Origin of the sequence: Serratia sp. BIGb0234 (genome assembly GCF_024809915.1) — a bacterium.
Lineage (GTDB): Bacteria > Pseudomonadota > Gammaproteobacteria > Enterobacterales > Enterobacteriaceae > Serratia > Serratia liquefaciens.
In genome coordinates, this window is the sequence record NZ_JANUEI010000003.1 from 160,992 (window position 1) to 181,079 (window position 20,088).

Here is a 20,088-nt window from a genome sequence, read left to right on the forward strand (position 1 = left end):
GCCCTGAAAACCGCTTAGCGGTGGTATTCACCCGCCGCTTCCGGCTGGTACAACAGTTCCAGCACTTCGATACGCGCTTCTTCACCGTTCGGCAACTGCCAGGTAATCTGGTTGCCGATGTGCATGCCCAGCAGCGCTGCGCCCAGCGGCGCCATCACCGACAGCTGTTCGTGGCTATCCTTCAGCGAAGCCGGGTAAACCAGCGTACGCACGTGTTCTTCTGCCGTGTGCAGATCGCGGAAACGTACGCGGCTGTTCATGGTCACTACGTTGGCCGGGATCTGGGACGGCGGCAGAATTTCGGCGCGATCCAGCTCGATGTTCAGCGCAGCCGCGACATCGGTGTTGGCAAAGGCCGGTTGTTCCAATAGCGCATCCAGGCGTTCCGCATCCAGCTCATTAATAGTAATGGTTGGCTTGGTCATTCCACTCTCCAGTCAAATCAAAAGGCGTCGGGTAACGCGCCCATAAATTCGGAAAAACAGCACAAAAGCAAAACCCCCGCGCCAGAGGTACGGGGGTGTTGTTGATGTCGAATTGTCTTACCGATAGTAGGCGGTTAAGCCGGGAAAAGAAAGAGATCCCGATCACGAAGCTTTTCACCTCCCTTGGCTCAACTGGAAACCTTTTGTGGCGATATCTTTTTGTAATCTAATTGAATTATCTGGCAGATGCTTATTTTGCGAAATGGATCCCTGACGGTCATTGAATTTCCACTTTCAACTGGAAAAAAACAGAGTACACAGAATATCGCTCCGGGGTTAGGGTAAAGGCATCAGAGAAGGCGGCTTATTCAGGTGATGTGCTGTGCGACTTACGGAATCATGTTTGGATCTAGGGGTACTGAAAAGTGAATGATGGATCTGCTGCGAGAGAAAATAGTGAACAACCTGACGTCAGCACGGCCGGGGCGATAACCGAACGGGTGCTGGCTGATATTACCGCCATGCTAAACGCCGAAGATATTTATACCAATGCGGTGCAGCAACAGATGCTGGAGTCGCATATTCGCGCCATGGTGTTGCGCTCAATAACCGGCGAGCCATTACCGGAAGTCGATAAATCACTGTTTGACGAGATCTCGGCGGAATCCATGCAAATGGCGGAGCGGGTAGTCGACCAATTTACCACTCTGCCGATTGAAGAGGCTTATTTGCTTTCCGTCCATTTTGAAGTGGCAAAAGATAATAACCAATAGCTTTTACCGAATTAAATTAATCAGGAGAAAATACCATGGGTCAGATTACCGTAGTGATTGGCGATCGTTTGGGTAAAGGTCAGAAAGTGGGTCAGGGTATTGAAAACGCAGGCGGAAAAGCCATCGTGATCCCCGGTGTGGCGGCCGACATGAAGCTGGGTGACGTGATGAAAGCGGAAGGCGCGCAGCTGGGGATTTCTTTCTGCGGCAGCGGCGGTGCCGGGGCCATTACCGCCCAGACTAAATATGGCTACAAAGCCAAATACGGCATGCGTTCCATTGATGAGGGCGTGACGGCAATAAACGAAGGCTGCACCGTATTGGGTTTTGGTTTTATGGATAAAGAAGAGCTGGGTCAAAGACTGGTTGAAGCCTACGTCAAAAAACACGGCAACCCGTAATGAAAGAACAATATACAACGTCGGTAAAGGTGGAGGGTAAGGGCGATAGCAAAGCGAAAGCTTTTGCTTCCGCCTTGGCCAATGTGCAGGGCGCGGTATTAAAATCCACCGGTAATATTCTGCTGCGTATTGAACCGCAGGATGTCAGCGTATTAAAAGCAGAAGAGAAAATAACAAAAGAAAAGTTTCTGTTTTTCTTTCTGCCGCGCGAAAGAAAAAGCTACTTCGTGGCTCTGGAAATAACCGTGAACGTGACAATGATCAATACAGAAAAAGTTGTCTTCGTCGCGAAATAAAAACGTTAGCATAAATCAAAGGGTATACTGATGTTTTTAATCATCTTATTTAAGTCGCTTATTATCGGCGGACTGGTGGGGGTTGGCGTAGGGGCCGGCGCCGCACGTATGTTCCATGCTCCGACGACACAGGGCATGGGAGCTTTCCGCACCTTGGGCGAGTTGAACTCCTGCGAGGGTGACCCGGCTTCCCACTTCTCATTCGGTCTGGGCTTCTTCTTCAACGCCTGGGCGTCTTCCGTGGCAGCAGGGGCCTTCACGCAGGACGTTGACCACCGCATTATTCCACACTGGGGCGCGGCTGCGTTGATGGTCAAAAACCGCAACCTGGCGCAAACGCTGCACGATCCGAAAAAAATGGCTATCGCCTGCGGCATCATCGGCATGCTGGTTGTGGCATTCCTGAATACCACCGCTTCCGCCGTGCCTGCCGCATTGCAGGTGACGGCGATCAAGGTGCTGGTGCCAGCAGCAAACCTGCTGGTGAATACCGTGATGCCGGTGATCTTCTGGCTGGCGGCGATCGACGCCGGACGCCGTTCCGGCTTCTGGGGCACCATCTTCGGCGGCCTGGCGCAGCTGATTATGGGCAACGCCGTACCGGGGCTGGTGCTGGGCATCCTGATCGGTAAAGGCGTGGAAGAGAGCGGCTGGAACAAAATCACCAAGATCATGATGGCGGTGATCGTGCTGCTGTTCGTGCTGAGCGGGTTCTTCCGCGGCTTCGACATGAAAGTCCTCGAGTCCTTCAGCCTTGGCGTGCCGGGTTGGTTGGACGCCATTCACAACACCCTGAGCGGTAAATAAGGAGCTGGATAATGGAAGAACAAACCCAAAAAGGCTTCTGGTATGCCGACTGGTCATTCCCGATTTTTGTCGGTCTGCTTTCCTCAGGCGTGTTCGCCGGAACACATATGTACTACCTGTACGGCATCGGCGCGTTTAACGAAGTGGCCTTTGTTTCCATGCTGCGTGCGGGAATGGACACTGGCGTTTACGGTGCCGTGGCGGCCTTCGGGGCCAGCTTCCTGTTTGCGCGCATCATTGAAGGTTCGCTGGTGGGGATCCTGGACATCGGCGGTGCGATCCAGACCGGCGTGGGGCTGGGGGTTCCGGCGCTGTTGCTGGGGGCGGGGATCATTTTCCCGGTCGCTAACTTTGCCGCCTCGCTGGTGACCGGCCTGGTGATTGGCCTGGCGATTGGCTACCTGATCATTTTGGCGCGTAAATTTACCATCAATCAGAGCAACTCCACCTACGGGGCGGACGTGATGATGGGCGCCGGTAACTCCTCAGGGCGTTTCCTGGGGCCGTTGATCATCTTGTCGGCGATGACCGCTTCCATTCCGATCGGTATCGGCTCGCTGCTTGGCGCCTTGCTGTTCTATATCTGGAATAAGCCGATCACCGGTGGGGCGATCCTCGGTGCGATGCTGTTAGGGGCCATTTTCCCGGTAGCTATCGCCTAATCACGAACGTGATTGCTGGGGGCGGTACCGGGTGCCGTCCCCAGGCTGTAAAAGGAGTAATGCGGTATGTATGACTTAGTAATCACAGGCGCCAGACTGGCGGATGATCGGCTGGTGGATCTGGCGGTCAAAGACGGCAAGATTGCCGAAGTGGGGCAATTGGCCGATGACGTCCACGCCCATCGAAAACTGGATCTGGCGGGTAACTGCCGCCTGAGCGCCGGCTGGATCGACTCCCACGTGCACTGCTACCCCTCTTCGCCGATTTACCATGACCAACCGGACTTGGTCGGGACGGCCTGTGGCGTCACCACGGTGGTGGATGCCGGCAGCACCGGCACCGACGACGTGGATGCGTTTTATACGCTGACGCGCAGCAGCAAAACCAACGTTTTCGCCTTCCTGAACATTTCGCGCATCGGCCTGCTGCGTCAGAACGAACTGGCTGATTTGGCAGACATCGACAAACAGAAAGTCAGCCGGGCGATCGACAAACATGCCGGTTTTGTCATCGGCATCAAGGCGCGCATGAGCAGCAGCGTCGTTGGCCAGAACGGCATCCGGCCGCTGGTGCTGGCCAAAGAGATCCAGCAAGAAAATAACCTGTTGCCGTTGATGGTTCATATTGGCAATAACCCGCCGGATCTGGATGAAATAGCCGATCTGCTAACCCGTGGCGACATTATCACTCACTGCTACAACGGCAAACCGAATCGCATTCTGACGCCGGCGGGCACGCTGCGTGAGTCTATCCAGCGCGCGCTAAAGCGCGGCGTCCTGCTGGATGTTGGCCACGGCACCGCCAGCTTCAGCTTCGAGGTGGCGCGCCAGGCGATAGCGCTCGGCATTTTGCCGCATACCATCAGCTCCGATATCTACTGCCGCAACCGGATGGCCGGGCCGGTACACAGCCTGGCGACGGTGATGTCCAAATTCTTCAGCGTTGGGCTATCGCTGCCGCAGGTGATTGCCTGCGTTACGGAAAATGCCGCCTCGGCGCTGCACCTGTCCCATAAGGGGCGACTAGAACCGGGCTGCGATGCCGATTTCACGCTGTTCGAGCTCCGTCAGGGGCCACAGGTGTTCGCCGATTCAGAAGGGCAGTCGGCCGAGGGTCAACAATTGCTGGTTCCGCTGGCCGCCGTGGTGGCCGGGGAAATCCTATTAACCGATGAAGGGAAAGCCGCTCATGTCTTCGATTTATGAAAAATATAATTTAAAACAGGTCATCAACACTTCAGGTCGCATGACTGCACTCGGCGTGTCTACGCCGCGCCAGGACGTCATTGATGCCGTGGATTACGGCATGAACCACTACTTCGAAATCAAGGATCTGGTCGACAAAACCGGCGCTTACATCGCCAATTTGCTGAATGTCGAAAGCGCGGTGGTGGTTTCCTGCGCCTCGGCGGGCATTGCCCAGTCAGTGGCGGCGCTGATCGTCAAAGACAACGCCAACTTGTTGGTGAACCTGCACTCTGCACCTATTACCGTTCCGCGCGAAATCGTGTTGCCGCGCGGTCATAACGTCAACTTTGGTGCGCCGGTCGATACCATGGTGGCGCTGGGCGGCGGTAAGGTGGTTGAAGCCGGTTATGCCAACGAGTGTTCCGCCGAACAGCTCGAGGCCTGCATTACGCCGCAAACGGCGGCGATCCTCTATATCAAGTCACACCACTGCGTGCAGAAAAGCATTCTTTCCGTTGAGCAGGCGGTGGTGGTGGCGCGCAAACATAACCTGCCGCTGATCGTCGATGCCGCGGCGGAAGAAGATCTGCTGTGCTACTACCAGATGGGAGCCGACCTGGTGGTTTACAGCGGCGCCAAGGCCATCGAAGGCCCGACCAGCGGTCTGGTGATTGGCAAGAAACAGTACGTCGAATGGGTGAAGCTGCAAACCGGCGGTATCGGCCGGGCGATGAAGGTCGGCAAAGAGGGCATCCTCGGCCTGACGCAGGCGATAGAAAGCTACCTGCGGCTGGAGAAAACCACCGGGCAGCAGATGGTTGAAAGAATGACGCCGTTTATCGACAGTCTGAATACCCTGACCGGTATCAGTGCCAAAACCGTCTGGGACAGCGCCGGGCGTGATATCGCACGGGCAGAAATCACGTTCGACGAAGCGGTGCTGGGATGGTCGACCTACGACATTGTGCAGGCGCTGAAAACCGGCGAGATCGCTATCTACTTCCGTGGCTATAAAGCTAACGAAGGCAAGATTGAAGTGGACGTGCGCAGCGTTGATCAGCAACAGCTGATGACCGTTTTCACCTGTATTAAAAATCTGTTCACGGAGAAACAAGCATGAAGCTGCAACCTAACTACTATCGCGATCGCGTGTGCCTCAACGTGTTGGCCGGTTCGAAAGACAACGCGCAGGAGATTTATGCGGCGGCAGAAGGGCATGTGCTGGTAGGGGTGCTTTCCAAGAACTACCCGGACGTCGACAGTGCAGTTGCGGACATGCAGCGTTATGCGCGTCTGATAGAAAATGCGCTGTCGGTAGGCTTGGGCGCAGGCGATCCTAAACAATCGGCGATGGTCAGCCTGATTTCCCAGCGGGTACAGCCGCAGCACGTCAATCAGGTGTTTACCGGCGTGGGCGCAAGCCGTGCGCTGCTGGGGCAGAATGACAGCGTGGTGAACGGTCTGGTGTCGCCAACCGGCCGCGTTGGCTGGGTAAAAATTTCGACGGGGCCGCTGAGCGCTGCCGCGCCGGACGGCATTGTACCGGTGGAAACCGCCATCGCCTTGTTGAAAGACATGGGCGGTAGCTCAATCAAATATTTCCCGATGGGCGGACTGGCATGCAGAGAGGAATACGAGTATGTCGCCAAAGCCTGTGCCGAGCATGACTTTATGCTGGAACCGACCGGCGGTATCGATCTGGAAAACTTCGAGCCGATCGTCGAGATCGCATTGGCTGCCGGCGTGAAGCGCGTGATCCCGCACATCTATAGCTCAATCATCGACTCCAGCACCGGTAACACCCGCCCACAGGACGTGAAAACCCTGCTGGTGACCACCAAAAAGCTGGTGGGTTAAAGCGCATTATCGGATGACGTAAGGCAGGGAGGCGCAGGCTCTGTATCCCCAGGCGCGGGCACACCGCGCCGCTATCTTTCCCCTCTGGCTTTCAAGTTGCAGCTAACTACGCTGTGGCTTGAAAGATGACGGGTATACCATCAGGATAACTATGCGAAACTGGCAAACATCTTCCACCCTGCGAACTGCAGTCACTCTGGCGCTGCTGGCGATGGCTAGCCCGGCGCTTCATGCTGAGGATGCAATGAAATCTACGTCATCTCATTTTGCTTATATCGGTACTTACAACCCTAACGGCGAAGGCGTTTACCGGGTGCAGGTCGATCCGGTCAGCGGCGCACTGAGCGCCAGAACCCTGGCCAGCAGCCAGCCGAACCCAGCACAGCTTACCGTGGATGCCAAAGGCCAGACGCTGTATGTCGCCAGCGAAGTGGCTGACTTTAACGGGACTCAGCATGGCGGCATTATTGCTTACCGTATCAATCCGACGGACGGCAACCTGACCCAGCTCAATCAGGTTGATGCGCAGGGGGCGGGGCCGGTTTATCTCTTCCTGACGCCAAACGGTCGTCATCTGTTGGTGGCAAACTATGTCAGCGGCACCGTAGCGGCTTTCCCGGTTGAAAGCGACGGCAAGCTGGGCACGGCCAGTTCGGTGCAGCAACAGCAAGGACCGGCAGGGGCCGGCAAGCCGGAGGCGGCGGTGGAGGGCAGCTTTGCTATCAGCGATCACAACGGCCCGCATGCGCATATGATCGCCAGCGATCCGAGCGGCAAGTTTGTGTTCTCCACCGATCTGGGGCTGGATCGTATTTATCAATGGCGCTTTGACGATGCCAGCGGACAGTTAACGCCGAACGATCCGCCGTGGATCGCGGCATCTTCCGCCGGCGCCGGGCCGCGTCATTTCGTGTTTCATCCGGACGGGAAAACCTTGCTGCTGGTGAACGAAGAGGCTTCCACGCTGACCAGCTACCGTTTTGATAACCAAAAAGGTACTCTGAAACAGTTGCACGTGATCTCTTCGCTGCCAGCCGATTATAAGGGCACCAACTTCGCCGCCGGCCTGGTGCTGAGCGAGGATGGCAAAAATCTGTACGTGGCCAATCGGCTGCATAACAGCATCGCGCAGTTCAGCGTTGGCAGTGGCGGCGAGCTGCATTCGGTGGCGGAAACCTGGACGCGCGGGGATTATCCGCGCTCGTTAACGCTGAGTCCGGACGGGCGCTATCTGTATGCGATGAATCAACGCAGCGATAACGTCACCCGTTTCAGCGTGGATAAGGCCAGTGGCAAACTCAGCTTTGTTGAAGGCTATACGCCGGTCGGCAGCCCCTCGCAAATGGTGTTCTTGCCGCTAGCCAAGTAACTTGTTGCCCGCCGGATCCACCTGGCGGGCACTCTAATTGACGGAAAGAGAATGGTGCGATTTCCCTACCCGCGTTTGGCCTATCTGTTCGATGCTTTGCAGTCTGAAACCTTGCCGCAGGACGAGTTGGCGAAGCGTTTTGCCGTGTCCACCCGAACCGTGCGTGCTGATATCACCGCGCTGAACGATATTTTGGAAAAATATGGTGCGCACTTTGTGCATAGCCGCGGTGCGGGCTATCGCCTGCAGGTGGATGACGCCAGGTTGTTCAGCGCCCTGCAGCATCAGGAGCGTAAAAAACACGCCACGCCACGCAGCGCACAGGAGCGGGTACACTATCTGCTGGTTCGTTTTTTGACCTCAGCCTTTTCTCTGAAGCTGGAAGATTTAGCCGACGAATGGTTTGTCAGCCGCGGCACGCTGCAAAACGACATGGCTGAGGTGAGGGAGCGCCTGGCGCACTATCAGTTGACCATCGAGACCAAGCCGCGCTACGGCATGAAGCTGTTCGGCTCGGAGATGGCGATCCGCGCCTGCCTGACCGACTTGTTATTCCAACTGCATTTGGCCGACGCCGAAAACCCATTGCTTAACAATGAGATCCTGCAGAAACCGCAGGTGGCGACCTTTGCCGGGCTGCTGCATCCGCTGTTGTCTCAATATGCTATTCGTCTGACCGACGAAGGTGAACAGTACCTGATTTTCTACTGTGCGGTGGCATTGCGGCGCATTACCGACGGCTATCCGTTGCCGGATTTTGACGTTGAGGACGGTGATGACGCTGTGCGTAAGGCTTCTACCTGGCTAGCCGGGGAGTTACGCAAAGCCAGCGGCAAAGAGGTCTCGATGGCGGAGGAGGCTTATCTACGGGTCAACATCGCCGCGCGTCGTGTGCAGGAGGTGCAGCCGACCGAGATCAACGCCGACGATGAAGAAGCGCTGGTGGATTACATCCTGTCGTATATCAATTCGCACTATAACTACAACCTGCAGGGGGATAAGCAGCTGCGGGCCGATCTGCTCACCCACATCAAAACCATGATCACTAGGGTGAAATACCAGATTAATATCCCCAACCCGCTGTTGGCGAACATCAAGCAGCACTACCCGATGGCCTACGACGTGACGCTGGCGGCCGTATCGAGCTGGGGAAAATACACGCCTTATACCCTGAGTGAAAACGAGATCGGCTATTTGGTGCTGCACATTGGCGTTGGCCTGGAGCGGCATTACAACATCGGTTATGAGCGCCATCCGCAGGTGATGTTGGTCTGCGATACCGGCAATTCGACGGTCCGGATGATCCAGGCGCAAATCGCACGCAAATACCCGCAGTTGGTGATGACGCGCATCGTTTCGCTACGCGATTACGAGGTGCTCAATCATATCGACGAAGACTTTGTCATTTCCAACGCGCGGGTCAGTGAAAAGAACAAACCGGTGGTGGTGATGTCACCGTTCCCGACCGAATACCAGCTAGAACAGTTGGGTAAGCTGGTGCTGGTGGATCGCACCAAGCCCTATATGCTGGAGAAGTTTTTCGACGCCGACCATTTTATGGTGGTGAACGAGCCGCTGACTCAGGCGCAATTGTTCCAGAAAGTGTGCAGCCAGCTTGAGCGCGAAGGCTACGTGGGTGATGACTTTTATCCGTCGGTCGTAGAGCGCGAGGCGATAGTTTCCACGCTGCTGGGCGAGGGGATCGCACTGCCGCACTCGCTGGGCCTGTTGGCGAAAAAAACCGTGGTGGTGACGTTGCTGGCGCCGCAGGGTGTGGTCTGGGGAGAGGGCGAAATCGCCCACGTGATCTTCCTGTTGGCGATCAGCAAAAGCGATTACGAAGAAGCGATGGCTATTTATGAGCTGTTTGTCACCTTTGTACGCGAGCGGTCAATGAGCCGCCTGTTGGGCAGCAACAACTTCGATAGCTTCAAGGCGGTGGCGCTGGACTGTTTGAGCCGGATCTAGGACTGGAGGGCCCTCTCTAACGGGCTTCAGGCAAGAACAAGGCCGGCGGCAGGTTGAAACGTTTTGCCAGCGCCATGATATGGGGGATGGTCAGCGATCGCTTTCCGCTTAGAATTTGGCTCACCAGTGACTTTTTGCCGATCTCCTTTTCGAAGTCGCTTTGACTGAGGCCATATTGCTCCATCAGCACGCTCAGCGCGGCTACACCTTGTGGTAGCTGTGCGATACGCTGATTGAACTCTGCAAAATCAGGGCTGTTATCTTCATACTCGACGATCTTGGCTGCCAGAACGTCAATCAGCGGGTGGTGCTCGTCGGTTTCAAGCAGGTGTTCCACTAACGCCAGAGCATCACGGTAATCCTGTGGCGAGGTGCTGCCACCTAACAAGGGTATGGCGCGTAACAGCTCATGGGTGGCCTTAAGCGCATCGGCGATCATTTTGGGTTCCTCCGGTACTGCTGCAGTAATCTGTCGTACTCTGCATGAGTCACTATCTGTTTAACAAATATTTTCTGGGTATCAAAACTGGCAAAGAATAAGATCCTGAGATGATTTCCTCCGACATCAATGACCCACCATTTTGCTTTGTACTTCATTCTGTCCAGGCTGGGGAAAAGGGATTTTAAATCTTCCGGCGTATGAAATGTCCCCCGGCGCAGCGTTTTGTAGATTGTGTTGAGAGAGGCTGCTTCGTTGGGGTAGCGGATTGCGGCCTCGTTGAACGGTTCCCTTGAAATTATATGCATCTCTCCCTCATCCATGCCCTGTCATCATTGTAGCGGCTGAATCGCTAGTTCACAAATTGTAAACTTCCTTTTTGTCTCTGCGGCGAGCGGCGGCGTAACTTGTCGGTAGGGTTTAGTATTTTGCCGTTGAGAAACCACTATAGATTTATTATTAAATAATAAAATCATGTGATTATGCTTATTACAATCGTTGGGATCGGGTTTGCGGAGAGGCAAGGTGTTTCTATTTAGCATGCATCGGGAATTGGGGATGTCTCACAAATGCTGAACGCGCCTTGATGGGCGCGTTCTTGATATTGGCTTCTTCGCTGCGGGGAAGCTAGTCTTCGTCAAAACCGGAATTAATCAGTTCAATCACCGCGGCCAGCGCTTTAACCTCATCCGGCCCGGTGGCTTCCACCTCGATATGGCGCCCTTGCGCAGAGTCCAGCATCAGCAGCGCAATCACGCTGCTGGCCTCGGCCTCGGTGCCGCTGTCGTTACGCAGCATCACTTCGGCATCAAAACTCTGCACCAGCTCGAACAGCTTCATCGCCGGGCGGGCGTGCATGCCCAGTTTGTTTTTGATTTCAACCGTTTGCTTGACCGTCATTGTTTGCGTTTTTCCAGCGTGCGGTGGCGTGACTGTACGTTCTTGCCGCGTGAGCGGAAGTAATCGGCCAACTGTTCCGCTACGTAGACTGAACGGTGTTTACCGCCGGTACAGCCAATGGCCACCGTCAGATAGCTGCGGTTGTTGGTTTCCAGCATTGGCAACCACTGTTCCAGATAGCTGCGGGTCTGGTAGATAAAGTTGTGCACCTCAGTGTGACGATCGAGGAATGAGGCGACGGGTTTATCCAGGCCGGTCATCGGGCGAAGTTTAGGATCCCAGTGTGGGTTCGGCAGGAAACGTACGTCGAACACGTAATCGGCGTCGATCGGGATACCGTGCTTAAAGCCGAAGGATTCAAACACCATGGTCAGCTCGCGCTCGCGTTTGCCCAGTAAACGGGTACGCAGCATTTCGGCCAGTTCATGCACCGACATTTCCGAGGTGTCGATGATCAGATCGGCTCGTGAACGCAGTGGTTCCAGCAGATCGCTTTCTTCATCGATAGCGCTTTCCAGCGACAGGTTCTTGCTGGACAGCGGGTGCAAACGGCGAGTATCACTGTAACGACGAATCAGCGTGTTGCGATCGGCGTCGAGGAACAGCAACTGCGGCGAAAAGCTGTCCGGCAGTTGGGTCATCGCATATTCAAACACTTCCGGCGATTCCGGCATGTTACGCACGTCGATGCTTACCGCCGCGGAGCTGTTGCGTTCCGCCAGCGTATTGGCAAGCTGCGGCAGCAGTACCACGGGCAGGTTATCAACGCAGTAAAAACCCATGTCTTCCAGCGCCCGCAAGGCGACGGATTTCCCTGAACCGGAACGGCCGCTGACAATCATCAGCACCATGTGGCAACTCCCCCTGGCATCTCAGTGGCGTTTATCGCCACCGTTAGAAACTTTATTATTCCGATCTGAACCGGAATCCATCATGGCTAAACAGTATCGTTATCCGGGCTGGAAGTCACGCCAGCCGGGCGTTACTCGGTGATGATTTGGTAAAGCTCTTCGTCACTTTGCGCCGCGCGCAGGCGGCGGCATACTGTTTTGTCGGCCAGACGCTTGGCGACCAGAGACAGGGTATGCAGATGGGTTTTACATTGGTCGGCCGGCACCAGCAGGGCGAACAGCAGATCGACCGGCTGGTTATCAATGGCGTCGAAGGCGATAGGTTGGTCGAGACGAATAAACACGCCAACGGCCCGCAGTGTGTCCTCTTCCAGTTTGCCATGGGGGATGGCGATACCGTTGCCGATACCGGTGCTGCCCATGCGCTCGCGGGTGAGAACCGCGTCAAATACCACCTGGGGTGGCAGATTGAGCTGTTTGGCGGCCAGTTCGCTGATAATTTCCAAAGCCCGTTTCTTGCTGGTGCAATGTACGGAGCTTCTGGTGCACTCGATATTTAATACCGAGCTTAACTGCATTGTTTCGTTGTTCATCTCATCTTCACTTAAAACCACACCAGCAAGCAGGCTTGTGAGGTGATTTTTCGCCTTGTTTAACCCTGATGGCTTATCGGCGCGTACCCAAACAGGTAACGCGCCGATGGCCGAGGCTACGTTTGAGCCGTACCCGCTGACGGAAACGGCCCAGAATGTCAGTGTTGTTTCAGTTTGTCTTTATGTTTGTTCAATTGACGCGCCAGTTTGTCGATCAGGGTATCAATTGCCGCATACATGTTCTCGTCTTCCGAGGTGGCGTGCAACTCGCCTCCATTCACGTGCACCGTCGCTTCCGCAATCTGCTGCACTTTTTCCACACTAAGCACGACATACACCTGATTTATGCGGTCAAAATACTGTTCGAGTTTGGCGAACTTGGTGTTCACGAACTCACGCAAAGGTTCGGTGATTTCGATGTGGTGTCCGGTAATGTTGAGCTGCATAGTGTCTTCCTTCTCAATAGAGGTCAAACCAACTGTTTACGCTGGTTGGACGGCGGGATGGACAAAGACTCTCGGTACTTGGCGACGGTACGCCGCGCCACGATGATCCCCTGATCGGAGAGCAGGGTAGCCAGCTTGCTGTCGCTGAGCGGTTTGGCGGGGTTTTCCGCCGCAATCAATTTCTTCACCACCGCCCGGATCGCCGTAGAGGAAGCTTCGCCCCCGCTGTCGGTATTCACGTGGCTTGAGAAGAAATATTTCAATTCGAAAATGCCGCGCGGACTGTGCAAAAACTTCTGCGTGGTCACGCGTGAGATTGTCGATTCATGCATCTCCACGGCCTGAGCGATATCCGCCAGCACCATGGGCTTCATAAATTCCGCGCCTTGCTCAAAGAACGCCTGCTGCTGCTCGACGATGCAGCGCGAAACTTTCAGCAGGGTGTCGTTGCGGCTTTCCAGGCTCTTGATCAGCCATTTCGCTTCCTGCAAATTGCTGCGGATGTACTGACCGTCGCTGTCGTTACGCGCGCTATTGCCCAGCGCAGCATACTGCTGATTGATCTTCAGCCTTGGGATGCTGTCGCTGTTGAGCTCGACCGTCCACACATCCTGCACTTTGCGTACCAGCACGTCCGGGATCACGTACTCAGATTCGCCGGTGTTGATCGACTGGCCTGGACGCGGATCGAGTGACTGGATCAGCAACATCGCTTCTTTCAGTGTATCTTCTTTTGAGCGCGTTGTTCGCATCAGGCTGCGAAAGTCGTGGTTAGCCAGCAAGTCCAGATGTTCGCTGATGATCAGGCGCGCTTCCGCCAGGTAAGGCGTGTCTTGGGCGTATTGGGATAGCTGAACCAGCAGGCAATCGCGCAGGTCGCGCGCCGCTACGCCAACCGGATCAAACCGCTGTACGCGTTTCAATACCGCCTCGACTTCGTCCATTGTCACATTCTCGTCACCCATGCTCTCCAGAATGTCTTCCAGCGGCACGGTGAGATAGCCGGTGTCATCGACGGCGTCGACGATCGAGGTGGCAATGGCAGCATCGGTATCGGAAAACGGCGTCAGATCCACCTGCCACATCAGGTAATCCTGCAGGGTTTGGGTGGTTTCACCCTGATACACCGGCAGTTCGTCGTCACTGTAATCGGTGCGAGTTCCTGACGGAGTTCCGGCGGTATAGATCTCGTCCCAGGTGGCGTCCAGCGGCAGCTCTTCGGGCATGTCCTTTTGTTCCAGCGCCTCCCGGGTATCCAAACCTTCGGTTTCGGTCGTCTCTTTCGCGTCGATTTCTTCGTGCAGATCGGTCTGTTCAAGCAGTGGATTGCTCTCTAACGCCAGCTGTATCTCCTGCTGGAGCTCAAGCGTGGACAACTGCAGCAGTCGTATGGCCTGCTGGAGCTGGGGGGTCATTGCCAGTTGTTGGCTAAACCTGAGTTGCAAACCTTGCTTCATATTCTTCAGTCTACTTCCGTTAACAGTCGCCCATCAGGACGCGCCGGTACTCAGAGGCGGAATTCTTCGCCCAGATAAACGCGTTTTACCTGCTCATCGGCCAGAATAGCATCCGGCGTGCCGTGAGCAATCAGTTTGCCCTGGCTGACGATATAGGCGCGTTCACACACGTCCAGCGTTTCGCGCACGTTATGGTCGGTGATCAGCACGCCCAGGCCGCTGTCACGCAAGTGCTCGATAATTTTTTTAATGTCGATAACGGAAATCGGGTCAACCCCGGCGAAGGGTTCATCCAGCAGGATGAATTTCGGGTTAGCCGCCAGCGCACGGGCGATCTCCACGCGGCGACGTTCGCCACCGGACAGCGCCTGGCCCAGGTTGTCGCGCAGATGGGAGATATGGAACTCTTCCATCAGCTCCACCGCACGGTCCGCCCGCTGTTCGCTGCTGAGATCGTCACGGATCTCCAGCACCGCCATCAGGTTGTCGTAAACGCTCAGGCGGCGGAAGATCGAGGCTTCCTGCGGCAGATAGCCGATGCCACGACGCGCACGGGCGTGCAGCGGCAGCAGGCTGATGTCTTCTTCGTCAATCACGATACGTCCGGCGTCACGCTGAACGATACCGACCACCATGTAGAACGTGGTGGTCTTGCCGGCGCCGTTTGGCCCCAGCAGGCCGACGATCTCGCCGGATTTCACTTTCAGGCTGACGTCTTCAACGACTTTGCGGCCCTTGTAGGCTTTCGCCAGGTTTTCTGCGATGAGTGTAGCCATAAGTGATTAGTTACTCTTGTTTTGCCCGTTTTTGTCTTGCAACTGCGACGGTACCAGAACCGTAGTCACGCGCTTGCCTTTATCGCTAAACGCCTGCATTTGCTGCTGTTGCACCAGGTAGGTGATGCGATCGCCCTTGACGTTGCTGTCGAGCTGTTCCAGGTAGGCGTTCCCGGTCAGGGTCACCAACTGAGACGCCACATCGTAACGTACCTTCTGAGCGTGGCCTTTCACCGGCTTGCCGCTGTCTTGCATCTGATAGAAGGTTACCGGGTTGCCGAAAGCTTCAATATAGGTTTTGTTCTGATCGCCGCCTGGGCGGGTGACCACGACTTTGTCCGCTTTGATATCGATGGTGCCTTGCTTGATCACCACGTTATCAGTAAAGGTGCTGACGTTGCTCTGCATGTCCAGAGACTGTTTCAGCGAGTCGATGCTCACCGGCTGATTGGAGTCGGACTTCAGCGCCCATGCGGGGGCGCTGGCGGCCAAAATCAAGCTGCCGATTAACAGATTACGGCTTGGTTTGTTGGTTTTGAATTTCATAGTTGGTCTTAACCTTATCAATCAGCTCAGCGGTCTTGGCCCGCAGGTTCCCACGCATTTTCATGCCGTTAGAGGTGAAGTTCGTCCCGTAGAGCGTCACTTCGTCATCCGAAGACACATCCTGGGTCACCAGGTTCACCTGAGCATTGTCTGTTTTAATTTTTTCCAGCTGCGACGTGGTGGTCAGGCTGTTCACCTCGACGTGGCCGTAAAGATACAGCATCCGGTCTTTAGTCAGTTTGGCGCGGTCGGCGCGAACTGACCAGGTGGCCACCGCGTTTTCATCAAACAGCGTCATCACCGGCTGGGTGAACCAGCTTAATTCATCGGCGGTATAGTACTTCACGTCTTCCGCCACCAGCTTGTAACTCAGCTTGCCGGTCGGATTGTACACTATGGTGACCGTATGCTGGCTCTGATAAGTCGGGTCCTGGCTGTTCACCGGTCCCGGAGCAGTATCATCACTGAAATCCGTCATGTTCCAGCCAATCAGCGCCAGTGCGATCACCGCCAGCAGCACGGTGATCCAAAGTTTGGTTTTACTCATATCGATAGCCCTTTGGCGTCTTCCAGCTTGTTTTGAGCCAAAAGAATAATGTCGCACAGCTCACGTACCGCACCGCGGCCGCCGGCAATGCGGGTAACATAATGGGCCCGTGGCGTCAGCAGCGGGTGCGCATCTGCCACCGCGACCGCCAGGCCAACCTGCGCCATCACCGGCCAGTCGATCAGGTCATCGCCGATATAGGCGACCTGATCCGCCGTCAGCGACAGTGTATCCAACAGTTCGCGGAAGGCCAAAAGCTTATCGGATTGCCCCTGATAAAGGTGCGTGATGCCGAGCGTTTTAGCCCGGTCTTCCAATAGTTTGGCGGAGCGACCGGTAATGATCGCCACTTCGATATCCGAGGTTTTCAGGCAGCGGATGCCGTAACCGTCGCGTACGTTGAACGCTTTTAATTCTTCGCCATTGTTGCCCATGAAAATCAGGCCGTCTGACAGCACGCCATCGACATCACAAATCAGCAGGCGGATTTTGCCGGCTCGCGCCATGACATCTTGCTCTACAGGCCCGTAGCAGGTTTCAACCAGACTCATTGAGTTCTCTTCCATAGTTAAACGACGCCGGCGCGCAGCATGTCATGCATATGTACCACACCCAGCAATTGGTCGCCATCGGCAACCAGCAACGCGGTGATATGGCGCTGCTGCATCAGGTTCAGCGCGTCGACCGCCAGCAGGTTCGGGCGTACCCGCACGCCGCCGAGCGTCATGACATCGACGATCCGCGCTTCGTTGAGATTGATGCCCATATCGAAAATCCGGCGCAGGTCACCGTCGGTGAAGATACCGGCGATTTTCATCAAATCATCGCAGATAACCGTCATGCCCAGATTTTTGCGGGTAATTTCCAGTAGCGCGTCGCGCAGCGATGCATCGGCGCTGACGTGAGGAATTTCATCGCCGCTGTGCATGATGTCGCATACGCGCAGCAACAGGCGGCGACCCAGAGCGCCCCCCGGGTGCGATAACGCAAAATCTTCCGGCGTGAAACCGCGCGCCTTTAACAGTGCGACGGCCAACGCATCCCCCATCACCAGCGTAGCGGTGGTGCTGGTGGTCGGCGCCAGGCCGAGTGGGCAAGCTTCCTGTGGCACCTTGATACACAGGTGAATATCCGCCGCTTTGCCCATCGAACTTTCCGGGTTGTTGGTCATGCAGATCAGCGGGATGCGTTGACGCTTCAAGACCGGGATCAGCGCCTGTATTTCGTTGGACTCACCCGAATTGGAAATGGCGAGCACAATATCCTGTGCGGTGACCATGCCGAGATCGCCATGGCTGGCCTCGGCCGGGTGAACAAAGAACGACGGCGTTCCGGTGCTGGCGAAGGTGGCGGCAATCTTGCAGCCGATGTGCCCGGATTTACCCATGCCCATCACCACCACTTTGCCGCTGCATTCGGCGATCAACTCGCAGGCGCGGGTAAAGTCTGCATTGATGTATTGATCGAGCTGGGCCAGCCCGTCACGCTCAATCTGCAGCACTTCTTTGCCTGCCTGCTGAAAATCAAAGCCCGGTTGCAACTGAATGTTCGACATGCTCATTCCCATCGGTCATACCCGTCATCTCTCAAGTTACAGCGCCGTTACCACTCATCCCGGTGACTTACCTGAATAAGCACCTGGGGATGAGTGAGTTTGCCGTCTGGCTGCAACTTGAAAGCTAGAGGCTATAGCTAAATGAATTGAAAGGGTTAAAAAACAGCACCGCAAGGTACGCAATAAAACCACATAATAACAGAGCGCCGGCCAGATGGCCGATGCGATGTTTGCGCCCGATGCACAGGGCGCTGAGCACAATGCTGACCGCCAGCATGACCCAGTAATCGCGATGGAAGGCGGCGCCATCGACGGTCCCCGGAGACAGCAGGGCGGGCACGCCCAGTACTATCACCGTGTTGAAAATGTTGGAGCCGATGATATTGCCAATTGCCATATCATCTTCGCCCTTGAGTGCCCCGGCGATGGACGTCGCCAACTCCGGCAGGCTGGTGCCGATGGCGATGACGGTCAGGCCGACTACCAACTCACTCATACCGAAATAGTGCGCGATGACCGTGGCGTTATCGACCACCATTTTGGAAGACAGCGGCAGAATGATAAATGCCAGCACCAGCCACAGTATCGCGACGGTGTTGCTGCTGTCCTGCGGCAGTTCGGCGATTTGCTCCACGGTCAGGCTGTCGCTGCCTTCGCGCTGCGCCAACCGGGCAATTTTCAACATCAACAGAATAAATACCGCGGCGGCAGCCAACAGCAGCACGCCATCCAGCCGGCTCAGCGTGCCGTCCATCAGCACGAAACCGCACAATACTGTGACCGCCAACATCAGCGGCAGTTCGCGCCGCAAAACTTCGGATCGCGCCGCCAGCGGGTGTATCAGCGCGGCAACGCCGAGGATCAGTAAAATATTCGTGATGTTGGAACCTAGTACGTTCCCCACGGCCATATCTATTTGCCCGTTCAGTGCCGCAGTGGTCGACACGAACAGCTCCGGCAGTGAAGTGCCTATGCCGACGATGGTCATACCGATAATCAGCGGTGGCACGCCGAGTGAACGGGAAATTACCGCAGCACCGTAAACTAAGCGGTCTGCACCATATACCAGTAAAAATAAACCAACGATTAATAAAGCTATCGCGAGAAACATGCAGGGTCCTTTGTTGGGTATCATCCCGGTTCGTTGGTTAAAAGCCGTAATTCGGCTATCTTGCTTTGCCCTCCGTTGCGCAGGTTAAAGCCGCAGCAACGGGTTTTCCCGGCTAATATATGAACACTTTCGTTTTTTTTCGTTATGGCGCCAATTTTGACCGGGTGGCGCGTAAAAGTAAAACCTATGGCACCATTGGTAGCGAAATGGCGGTAAGTTTTTGTAAAGATGAGACGCATTGCGCCCGTTGCTTTAACATCGTGGGTAGATTTGGCAAAAATGACCCGTGAAGGATCAATTAACATGCACCAGAAGGCAGAGAATCTGGTCGAAGTTCGCGACATGACGTTCACGCGCGGCGATCGACTGATATTCGAAGATATCAACCTGACGGTTCCCCGTGGCAAGGTCACGGCGATCATGGGGCCGTCCGGCATTGGCAAAACGACGCTGCTGCGTTTGATTGGCGGTCAACTGGCACCGGACAGCGGTGAAATCTGGTTTGATGGCGATAACATTCCCGCGTTGTCTCGCCATCAACTGTATGAAGCGCGCAAGAAAATGAGCATGCTGTTTCAGTCTGGTGCGCTGTTCACCGATCTGACGGTGTTCGAAAACGTGGCGTACCCGCTGCGCGAACATAGCCGTTTGCCGGAGCCCATTCTGCGCAGCACGGTGATGATGAAGCTGGAAGCGGTTGGACTGCGTGGCGCAGCCGATCTGATGCCCAATGAATTGTCCGGCGGTATGGCGCGCCGTGCCGCACTGGCGCGAGCGATTGCGCTCGATCCGGAGATGATCATGTTCGACGAACCTTTCGTCGGCCAGGATCCCATCACCATGGGCGTGCTGGTGAAGCTGATCGATGAGCTGAATCATGCACTGGGCATTACCTGCATCGTGGTTTCGCACGACGTGCCGGAAGTGCTGAGCATCGCCGACTACGCTTACATTGTGGCCGATCATCGGGTGATAGCCGAAGGCACGGCGCAGCAATTACAGAACAATCCTGATGCACGCGTGCGCCAGTTCCTGGATGGTATTGCCGATGGGCCGGTACCCTTCCGTTATCCGGCCGGTGATTATCAGGCCGAGCTGTTAGGTTTAGGGAGTAAATAAGC

General features: G+C 55.5%; 26 protein-coding genes. 11 read left to right on the forward strand and 15 right to left on the reverse strand.

Features of this window, described 5'->3' with window-relative positions; genetic code table 11:
- Positions 1-14: 14 nt before the first annotated feature.
- On the reverse strand, positions 15-425 hold the full coding sequence (gene rnk, locus M2407_RS13560) for a nucleoside diphosphate kinase regulator (protein ID WP_020831894.1): 411 nt from the start codon (positions 423-425) through the stop codon (positions 15-17).
- A gap of 425 nt (positions 426-850) precedes the next feature.
- On the opposite strand from rnk, the gene M2407_RS13565 reads away from it, so the two are divergent.
- From M2407_RS13565 to M2407_RS13610, 10 genes are all read left to right on the forward strand, one after another.
- Positions 851-1,198, forward strand: coding sequence for a glycine dehydrogenase (locus tag M2407_RS13565; protein ID WP_041415017.1), 348 nt, complete (start codon positions 851-853; stop codon positions 1,196-1,198).
- Between the two features lie 35 nt (positions 1,199-1,233).
- Positions 1,234-1,599, forward strand: a complete 366-nt coding sequence (locus M2407_RS13570; RefSeq protein WP_012147075.1) for a glycine-rich SFCGS family protein — start codon at positions 1,234-1,236, stop codon at positions 1,597-1,599.
- Positions 1,599-1,895 (forward strand): DUF4312 family protein, encoded by a 297-nt coding sequence (locus M2407_RS13575; protein ID WP_020831890.1) that lies wholly within the window; start codon positions 1,599-1,601, stop codon positions 1,893-1,895. The genes M2407_RS13570 and M2407_RS13575 overlap by 1 nt, the downstream gene beginning before the upstream one ends.
- Before the next feature lie 30 nt (positions 1,896-1,925).
- The gene (locus tag M2407_RS13580) at positions 1,926-2,702 is read left to right on the forward strand and encodes a DUF4311 domain-containing protein (RefSeq protein ID WP_012147073.1); all 777 of its coding nucleotides are present in this window, start codon (positions 1,926-1,928) and stop codon (positions 2,700-2,702) included.
- Positions 2,703-2,713: 11 nt separating this feature from the next.
- The gene (locus M2407_RS13585; protein WP_017894152.1) at positions 2,714-3,364 is read left to right on the forward strand and encodes a DUF4310 family protein; all 651 of its coding nucleotides are present in this window, start codon (positions 2,714-2,716) and stop codon (positions 3,362-3,364) included.
- Between the two features lie 66 nt (positions 3,365-3,430).
- Complete coding sequence (locus M2407_RS13590) at positions 3,431-4,570, forward strand: amidohydrolase/deacetylase family metallohydrolase (protein WP_130017020.1); 1,140 nt, start codon at positions 3,431-3,433, stop codon at positions 4,568-4,570.
- Positions 4,554-5,672, forward strand: a complete 1,119-nt coding sequence (locus tag M2407_RS13595; protein ID WP_020831886.1) for a DgaE family pyridoxal phosphate-dependent ammonia lyase — start codon at positions 4,554-4,556, stop codon at positions 5,670-5,672. Before M2407_RS13590 ends, M2407_RS13595 begins: the two co-directional genes overlap by 17 nt.
- Complete coding sequence (dagF, locus tag M2407_RS13600) at positions 5,669-6,409, forward strand: 2-dehydro-3-deoxy-phosphogluconate aldolase (protein ID WP_197821274.1); 741 nt, start codon at positions 5,669-5,671, stop codon at positions 6,407-6,409. The genes M2407_RS13595 and dagF overlap by 4 nt, the downstream gene beginning before the upstream one ends.
- A 151-nt stretch (positions 6,410-6,560) precedes the next feature.
- The gene (locus M2407_RS13605; protein ID WP_122080299.1) at positions 6,561-7,778 is read left to right on the forward strand and encodes a lactonase family protein; all 1,218 of its coding nucleotides are present in this window, start codon (positions 6,561-6,563) and stop codon (positions 7,776-7,778) included.
- 51 nt (positions 7,779-7,829) lie between these two features.
- Positions 7,830-9,746 carry a transcription antiterminator gene (locus M2407_RS13610; RefSeq protein ID WP_259218420.1) on the forward strand — a complete coding sequence of 639 codons (1,917 nt, stop codon included), beginning with the start codon at positions 7,830-7,832 and terminating at the stop codon, positions 9,744-9,746.
- Positions 9,747-9,762: 16 nt separating this feature from the next.
- Here the strand turns inward: M2407_RS13610 and M2407_RS13615 are convergent, their stop codons facing one another.
- The 14 genes from M2407_RS13615 to M2407_RS13680 all read right to left on the reverse strand — a co-directional run bounded on the left by M2407_RS13615 (position 9,763) and on the right by M2407_RS13680 (position 19,272).
- Positions 9,763-10,185, reverse strand: coding sequence for a type II toxin-antitoxin system HigA family antitoxin (locus M2407_RS13615; protein WP_130017018.1), 423 nt, complete (start codon positions 10,183-10,185; stop codon positions 9,763-9,765).
- On the reverse strand, positions 10,182-10,493 hold the full coding sequence (locus M2407_RS13620) for a type II toxin-antitoxin system HigB family toxin (protein ID WP_041415720.1): 312 nt from the start codon (positions 10,491-10,493) through the stop codon (positions 10,182-10,184). Before M2407_RS13620 ends, M2407_RS13615 begins: the two co-directional genes overlap by 4 nt.
- A 319-nt stretch (positions 10,494-10,812) precedes the next feature.
- Positions 10,813-11,085: a PTS phosphocarrier protein NPr gene (npr, locus tag M2407_RS13625; protein ID WP_020831874.1), complete on the reverse strand. Its 273-nt coding sequence runs from the start codon at positions 11,083-11,085 to the stop codon at positions 10,813-10,815.
- Entirely contained in the window at positions 11,082-11,936 is an 855-nt protein-coding gene (gene rapZ, locus M2407_RS13630) for an RNase adapter RapZ (RefSeq protein WP_012147065.1), read from the reverse strand. Before rapZ ends, npr begins: the two co-directional genes overlap by 4 nt.
- Before the next feature lie 131 nt (positions 11,937-12,067).
- The gene (gene ptsN / locus M2407_RS13635; RefSeq protein WP_115060613.1) at positions 12,068-12,529 is read right to left on the reverse strand and encodes a PTS IIA-like nitrogen regulatory protein PtsN; all 462 of its coding nucleotides are present in this window, start codon (positions 12,527-12,529) and stop codon (positions 12,068-12,070) included.
- A gap of 158 nt (positions 12,530-12,687) precedes the next feature.
- Positions 12,688-12,975, reverse strand: coding sequence for a ribosome hibernation promoting factor (gene hpf, locus M2407_RS13640; protein WP_004948547.1), 288 nt, complete (start codon positions 12,973-12,975; stop codon positions 12,688-12,690).
- A 23-nt stretch (positions 12,976-12,998) separates the two neighbouring features.
- Positions 12,999-14,432 (reverse strand): RNA polymerase factor sigma-54, encoded by a 1,434-nt coding sequence (gene rpoN / locus M2407_RS13645; RefSeq protein ID WP_020831868.1) that lies wholly within the window; start codon positions 14,430-14,432, stop codon positions 12,999-13,001.
- A gap of 50 nt (positions 14,433-14,482) precedes the next feature.
- On the reverse strand, positions 14,483-15,208 hold the full coding sequence (gene lptB, locus M2407_RS13650) for an LPS export ABC transporter ATP-binding protein (RefSeq protein ID WP_020831867.1): 726 nt from the start codon (positions 15,206-15,208) through the stop codon (positions 14,483-14,485).
- A 6-nt stretch (positions 15,209-15,214) separates the two neighbouring features.
- Positions 15,215-15,754, reverse strand: coding sequence for a lipopolysaccharide ABC transporter substrate-binding protein LptA (lptA, locus tag M2407_RS13655; protein ID WP_020831865.1), 540 nt, complete (start codon positions 15,752-15,754; stop codon positions 15,215-15,217).
- Positions 15,723-16,301 (reverse strand): LPS export ABC transporter periplasmic protein LptC, encoded by a 579-nt coding sequence (lptC, locus tag M2407_RS13660; RefSeq protein WP_115060611.1) that lies wholly within the window; start codon positions 16,299-16,301, stop codon positions 15,723-15,725. Before lptC ends, lptA begins: the two co-directional genes overlap by 32 nt.
- A complete protein-coding gene (gene kdsC, locus M2407_RS13665) occupies positions 16,298-16,852 on the reverse strand; it encodes a 3-deoxy-manno-octulosonate-8-phosphatase KdsC (protein WP_122080298.1) in 555 nt (184 codons plus the stop codon). The genes lptC and kdsC overlap by 4 nt, the downstream gene beginning before the upstream one ends.
- 17 nt (positions 16,853-16,869) lie before the next feature.
- A complete protein-coding gene (gene kdsD / locus M2407_RS13670) occupies positions 16,870-17,856 on the reverse strand; it encodes an arabinose-5-phosphate isomerase KdsD (RefSeq protein WP_044553673.1) in 987 nt (328 codons plus the stop codon).
- 124 nt (positions 17,857-17,980) lie between these two features.
- Complete coding sequence (locus M2407_RS13675) at positions 17,981-18,967, reverse strand: calcium/sodium antiporter (RefSeq protein WP_122080297.1); 987 nt, start codon at positions 18,965-18,967, stop codon at positions 17,981-17,983.
- Between the two features lie 20 nt (positions 18,968-18,987).
- Positions 18,988-19,272: a hypothetical protein gene (locus M2407_RS13680; RefSeq protein ID WP_153263146.1), complete on the reverse strand. Its 285-nt coding sequence runs from the start codon at positions 19,270-19,272 to the stop codon at positions 18,988-18,990.
- Between M2407_RS13680 and mlaF the strand changes: the two genes are divergently transcribed.
- Positions 19,271-20,086, forward strand: coding sequence for a phospholipid ABC transporter ATP-binding protein MlaF (gene mlaF, locus M2407_RS13685; RefSeq protein WP_020831858.1), 816 nt, complete (start codon positions 19,271-19,273; stop codon positions 20,084-20,086). The genes M2407_RS13680 and mlaF overlap by 2 nt on opposite strands.
- The last annotated feature ends 2 nt before the right edge of the window (positions 20,087-20,088 follow it).

What these genes read in the sequence shown, in the direction of transcription:
- rnk (WP_020831894.1), bottom strand. Translation starts at nt 425, where the DNA reads ATGACCAAGCCAACCATTACTATTAATGAGCTGGATGCGGAACGCCTG.
- M2407_RS13570 (WP_012147075.1), top strand. Translation starts at nt 1,234, where the DNA reads ATGGGTCAGATTACCGTAGTGATTGGCGATCGTTTGGGTAAAGGTCAG.
- M2407_RS13575 (WP_020831890.1), top strand. Translation starts at nt 1,599, where the DNA reads ATGAAAGAACAATATACAACGTCGGTAAAGGTGGAGGGTAAGGGCGAT.
- M2407_RS13580 (WP_012147073.1), top strand. Translation starts at nt 1,926, where the DNA reads ATGTTTTTAATCATCTTATTTAAGTCGCTTATTATCGGCGGACTGGTG.
- M2407_RS13585 (WP_017894152.1), top strand. Translation starts at nt 2,714, where the DNA reads ATGGAAGAACAAACCCAAAAAGGCTTCTGGTATGCCGACTGGTCATTC.
- M2407_RS13590 (WP_130017020.1), top strand. Translation starts at nt 3,431, where the DNA reads ATGTATGACTTAGTAATCACAGGCGCCAGACTGGCGGATGATCGGCTG.
- M2407_RS13595 (WP_020831886.1), top strand. Translation starts at nt 4,554, where the DNA reads ATGTCTTCGATTTATGAAAAATATAATTTAAAACAGGTCATCAACACT.
- dagF (WP_197821274.1), top strand. Translation starts at nt 5,669, where the DNA reads ATGAAGCTGCAACCTAACTACTATCGCGATCGCGTGTGCCTCAACGTG.
- M2407_RS13605 (WP_122080299.1), top strand. Translation starts at nt 6,561, where the DNA reads ATGCGAAACTGGCAAACATCTTCCACCCTGCGAACTGCAGTCACTCTG.
- M2407_RS13610 (WP_259218420.1), top strand. Translation starts at nt 7,830, where the DNA reads ATGGTGCGATTTCCCTACCCGCGTTTGGCCTATCTGTTCGATGCTTTG.
- M2407_RS13615 (WP_130017018.1), bottom strand. Translation starts at nt 10,185, where the DNA reads ATGATCGCCGATGCGCTTAAGGCCACCCATGAGCTGTTACGCGCCATA.
- M2407_RS13620 (WP_041415720.1), bottom strand. Translation starts at nt 10,493, where the DNA reads ATGCATATAATTTCAAGGGAACCGTTCAACGAGGCCGCAATCCGCTAC.
- npr (WP_020831874.1), bottom strand. Translation starts at nt 11,085, where the DNA reads ATGACGGTCAAGCAAACGGTTGAAATCAAAAACAAACTGGGCATGCAC.
- rapZ (WP_012147065.1), bottom strand. Translation starts at nt 11,936, where the DNA reads ATGGTGCTGATGATTGTCAGCGGCCGTTCCGGTTCAGGGAAATCCGTC.
- ptsN (WP_115060613.1), bottom strand. Translation starts at nt 12,529, where the DNA reads ATGAACAACGAAACAATGCAGTTAAGCTCGGTATTAAATATCGAGTGC.
- hpf (WP_004948547.1), bottom strand. Translation starts at nt 12,975, where the DNA reads ATGCAGCTCAACATTACCGGACACCACATCGAAATCACCGAACCTTTG.
- rpoN (WP_020831868.1), bottom strand. Translation starts at nt 14,432, where the DNA reads ATGAAGCAAGGTTTGCAACTCAGGTTTAGCCAACAACTGGCAATGACC.
- lptB (WP_020831867.1), bottom strand. Translation starts at nt 15,208, where the DNA reads ATGGCTACACTCATCGCAGAAAACCTGGCGAAAGCCTACAAGGGCCGC.
- lptA (WP_020831865.1), bottom strand. Translation starts at nt 15,754, where the DNA reads ATGAAATTCAAAACCAACAAACCAAGCCGTAATCTGTTAATCGGCAGC.
- lptC (WP_115060611.1), bottom strand. Translation starts at nt 16,301, where the DNA reads ATGAGTAAAACCAAACTTTGGATCACCGTGCTGCTGGCGGTGATCGCA.
- kdsC (WP_122080298.1), bottom strand. Translation starts at nt 16,852, where the DNA reads ATGAGTCTGGTTGAAACCTGCTACGGGCCTGTAGAGCAAGATGTCATG.
- kdsD (WP_044553673.1), bottom strand. Translation starts at nt 17,856, where the DNA reads ATGTCGAACATTCAGTTGCAACCGGGCTTTGATTTTCAGCAGGCAGGC.
- M2407_RS13675 (WP_122080297.1), bottom strand. Translation starts at nt 18,967, where the DNA reads ATGTTTCTCGCGATAGCTTTATTAATCGTTGGTTTATTTTTACTGGTA.
- mlaF (WP_020831858.1), top strand. Translation starts at nt 19,271, where the DNA reads ATGCACCAGAAGGCAGAGAATCTGGTCGAAGTTCGCGACATGACGTTC.
- M2407_RS13680 (WP_153263146.1), bottom strand. Translation starts at nt 19,272, where the DNA reads ATGTTAATTGATCCTTCACGGGTCATTTTTGCCAAATCTACCCACGAT.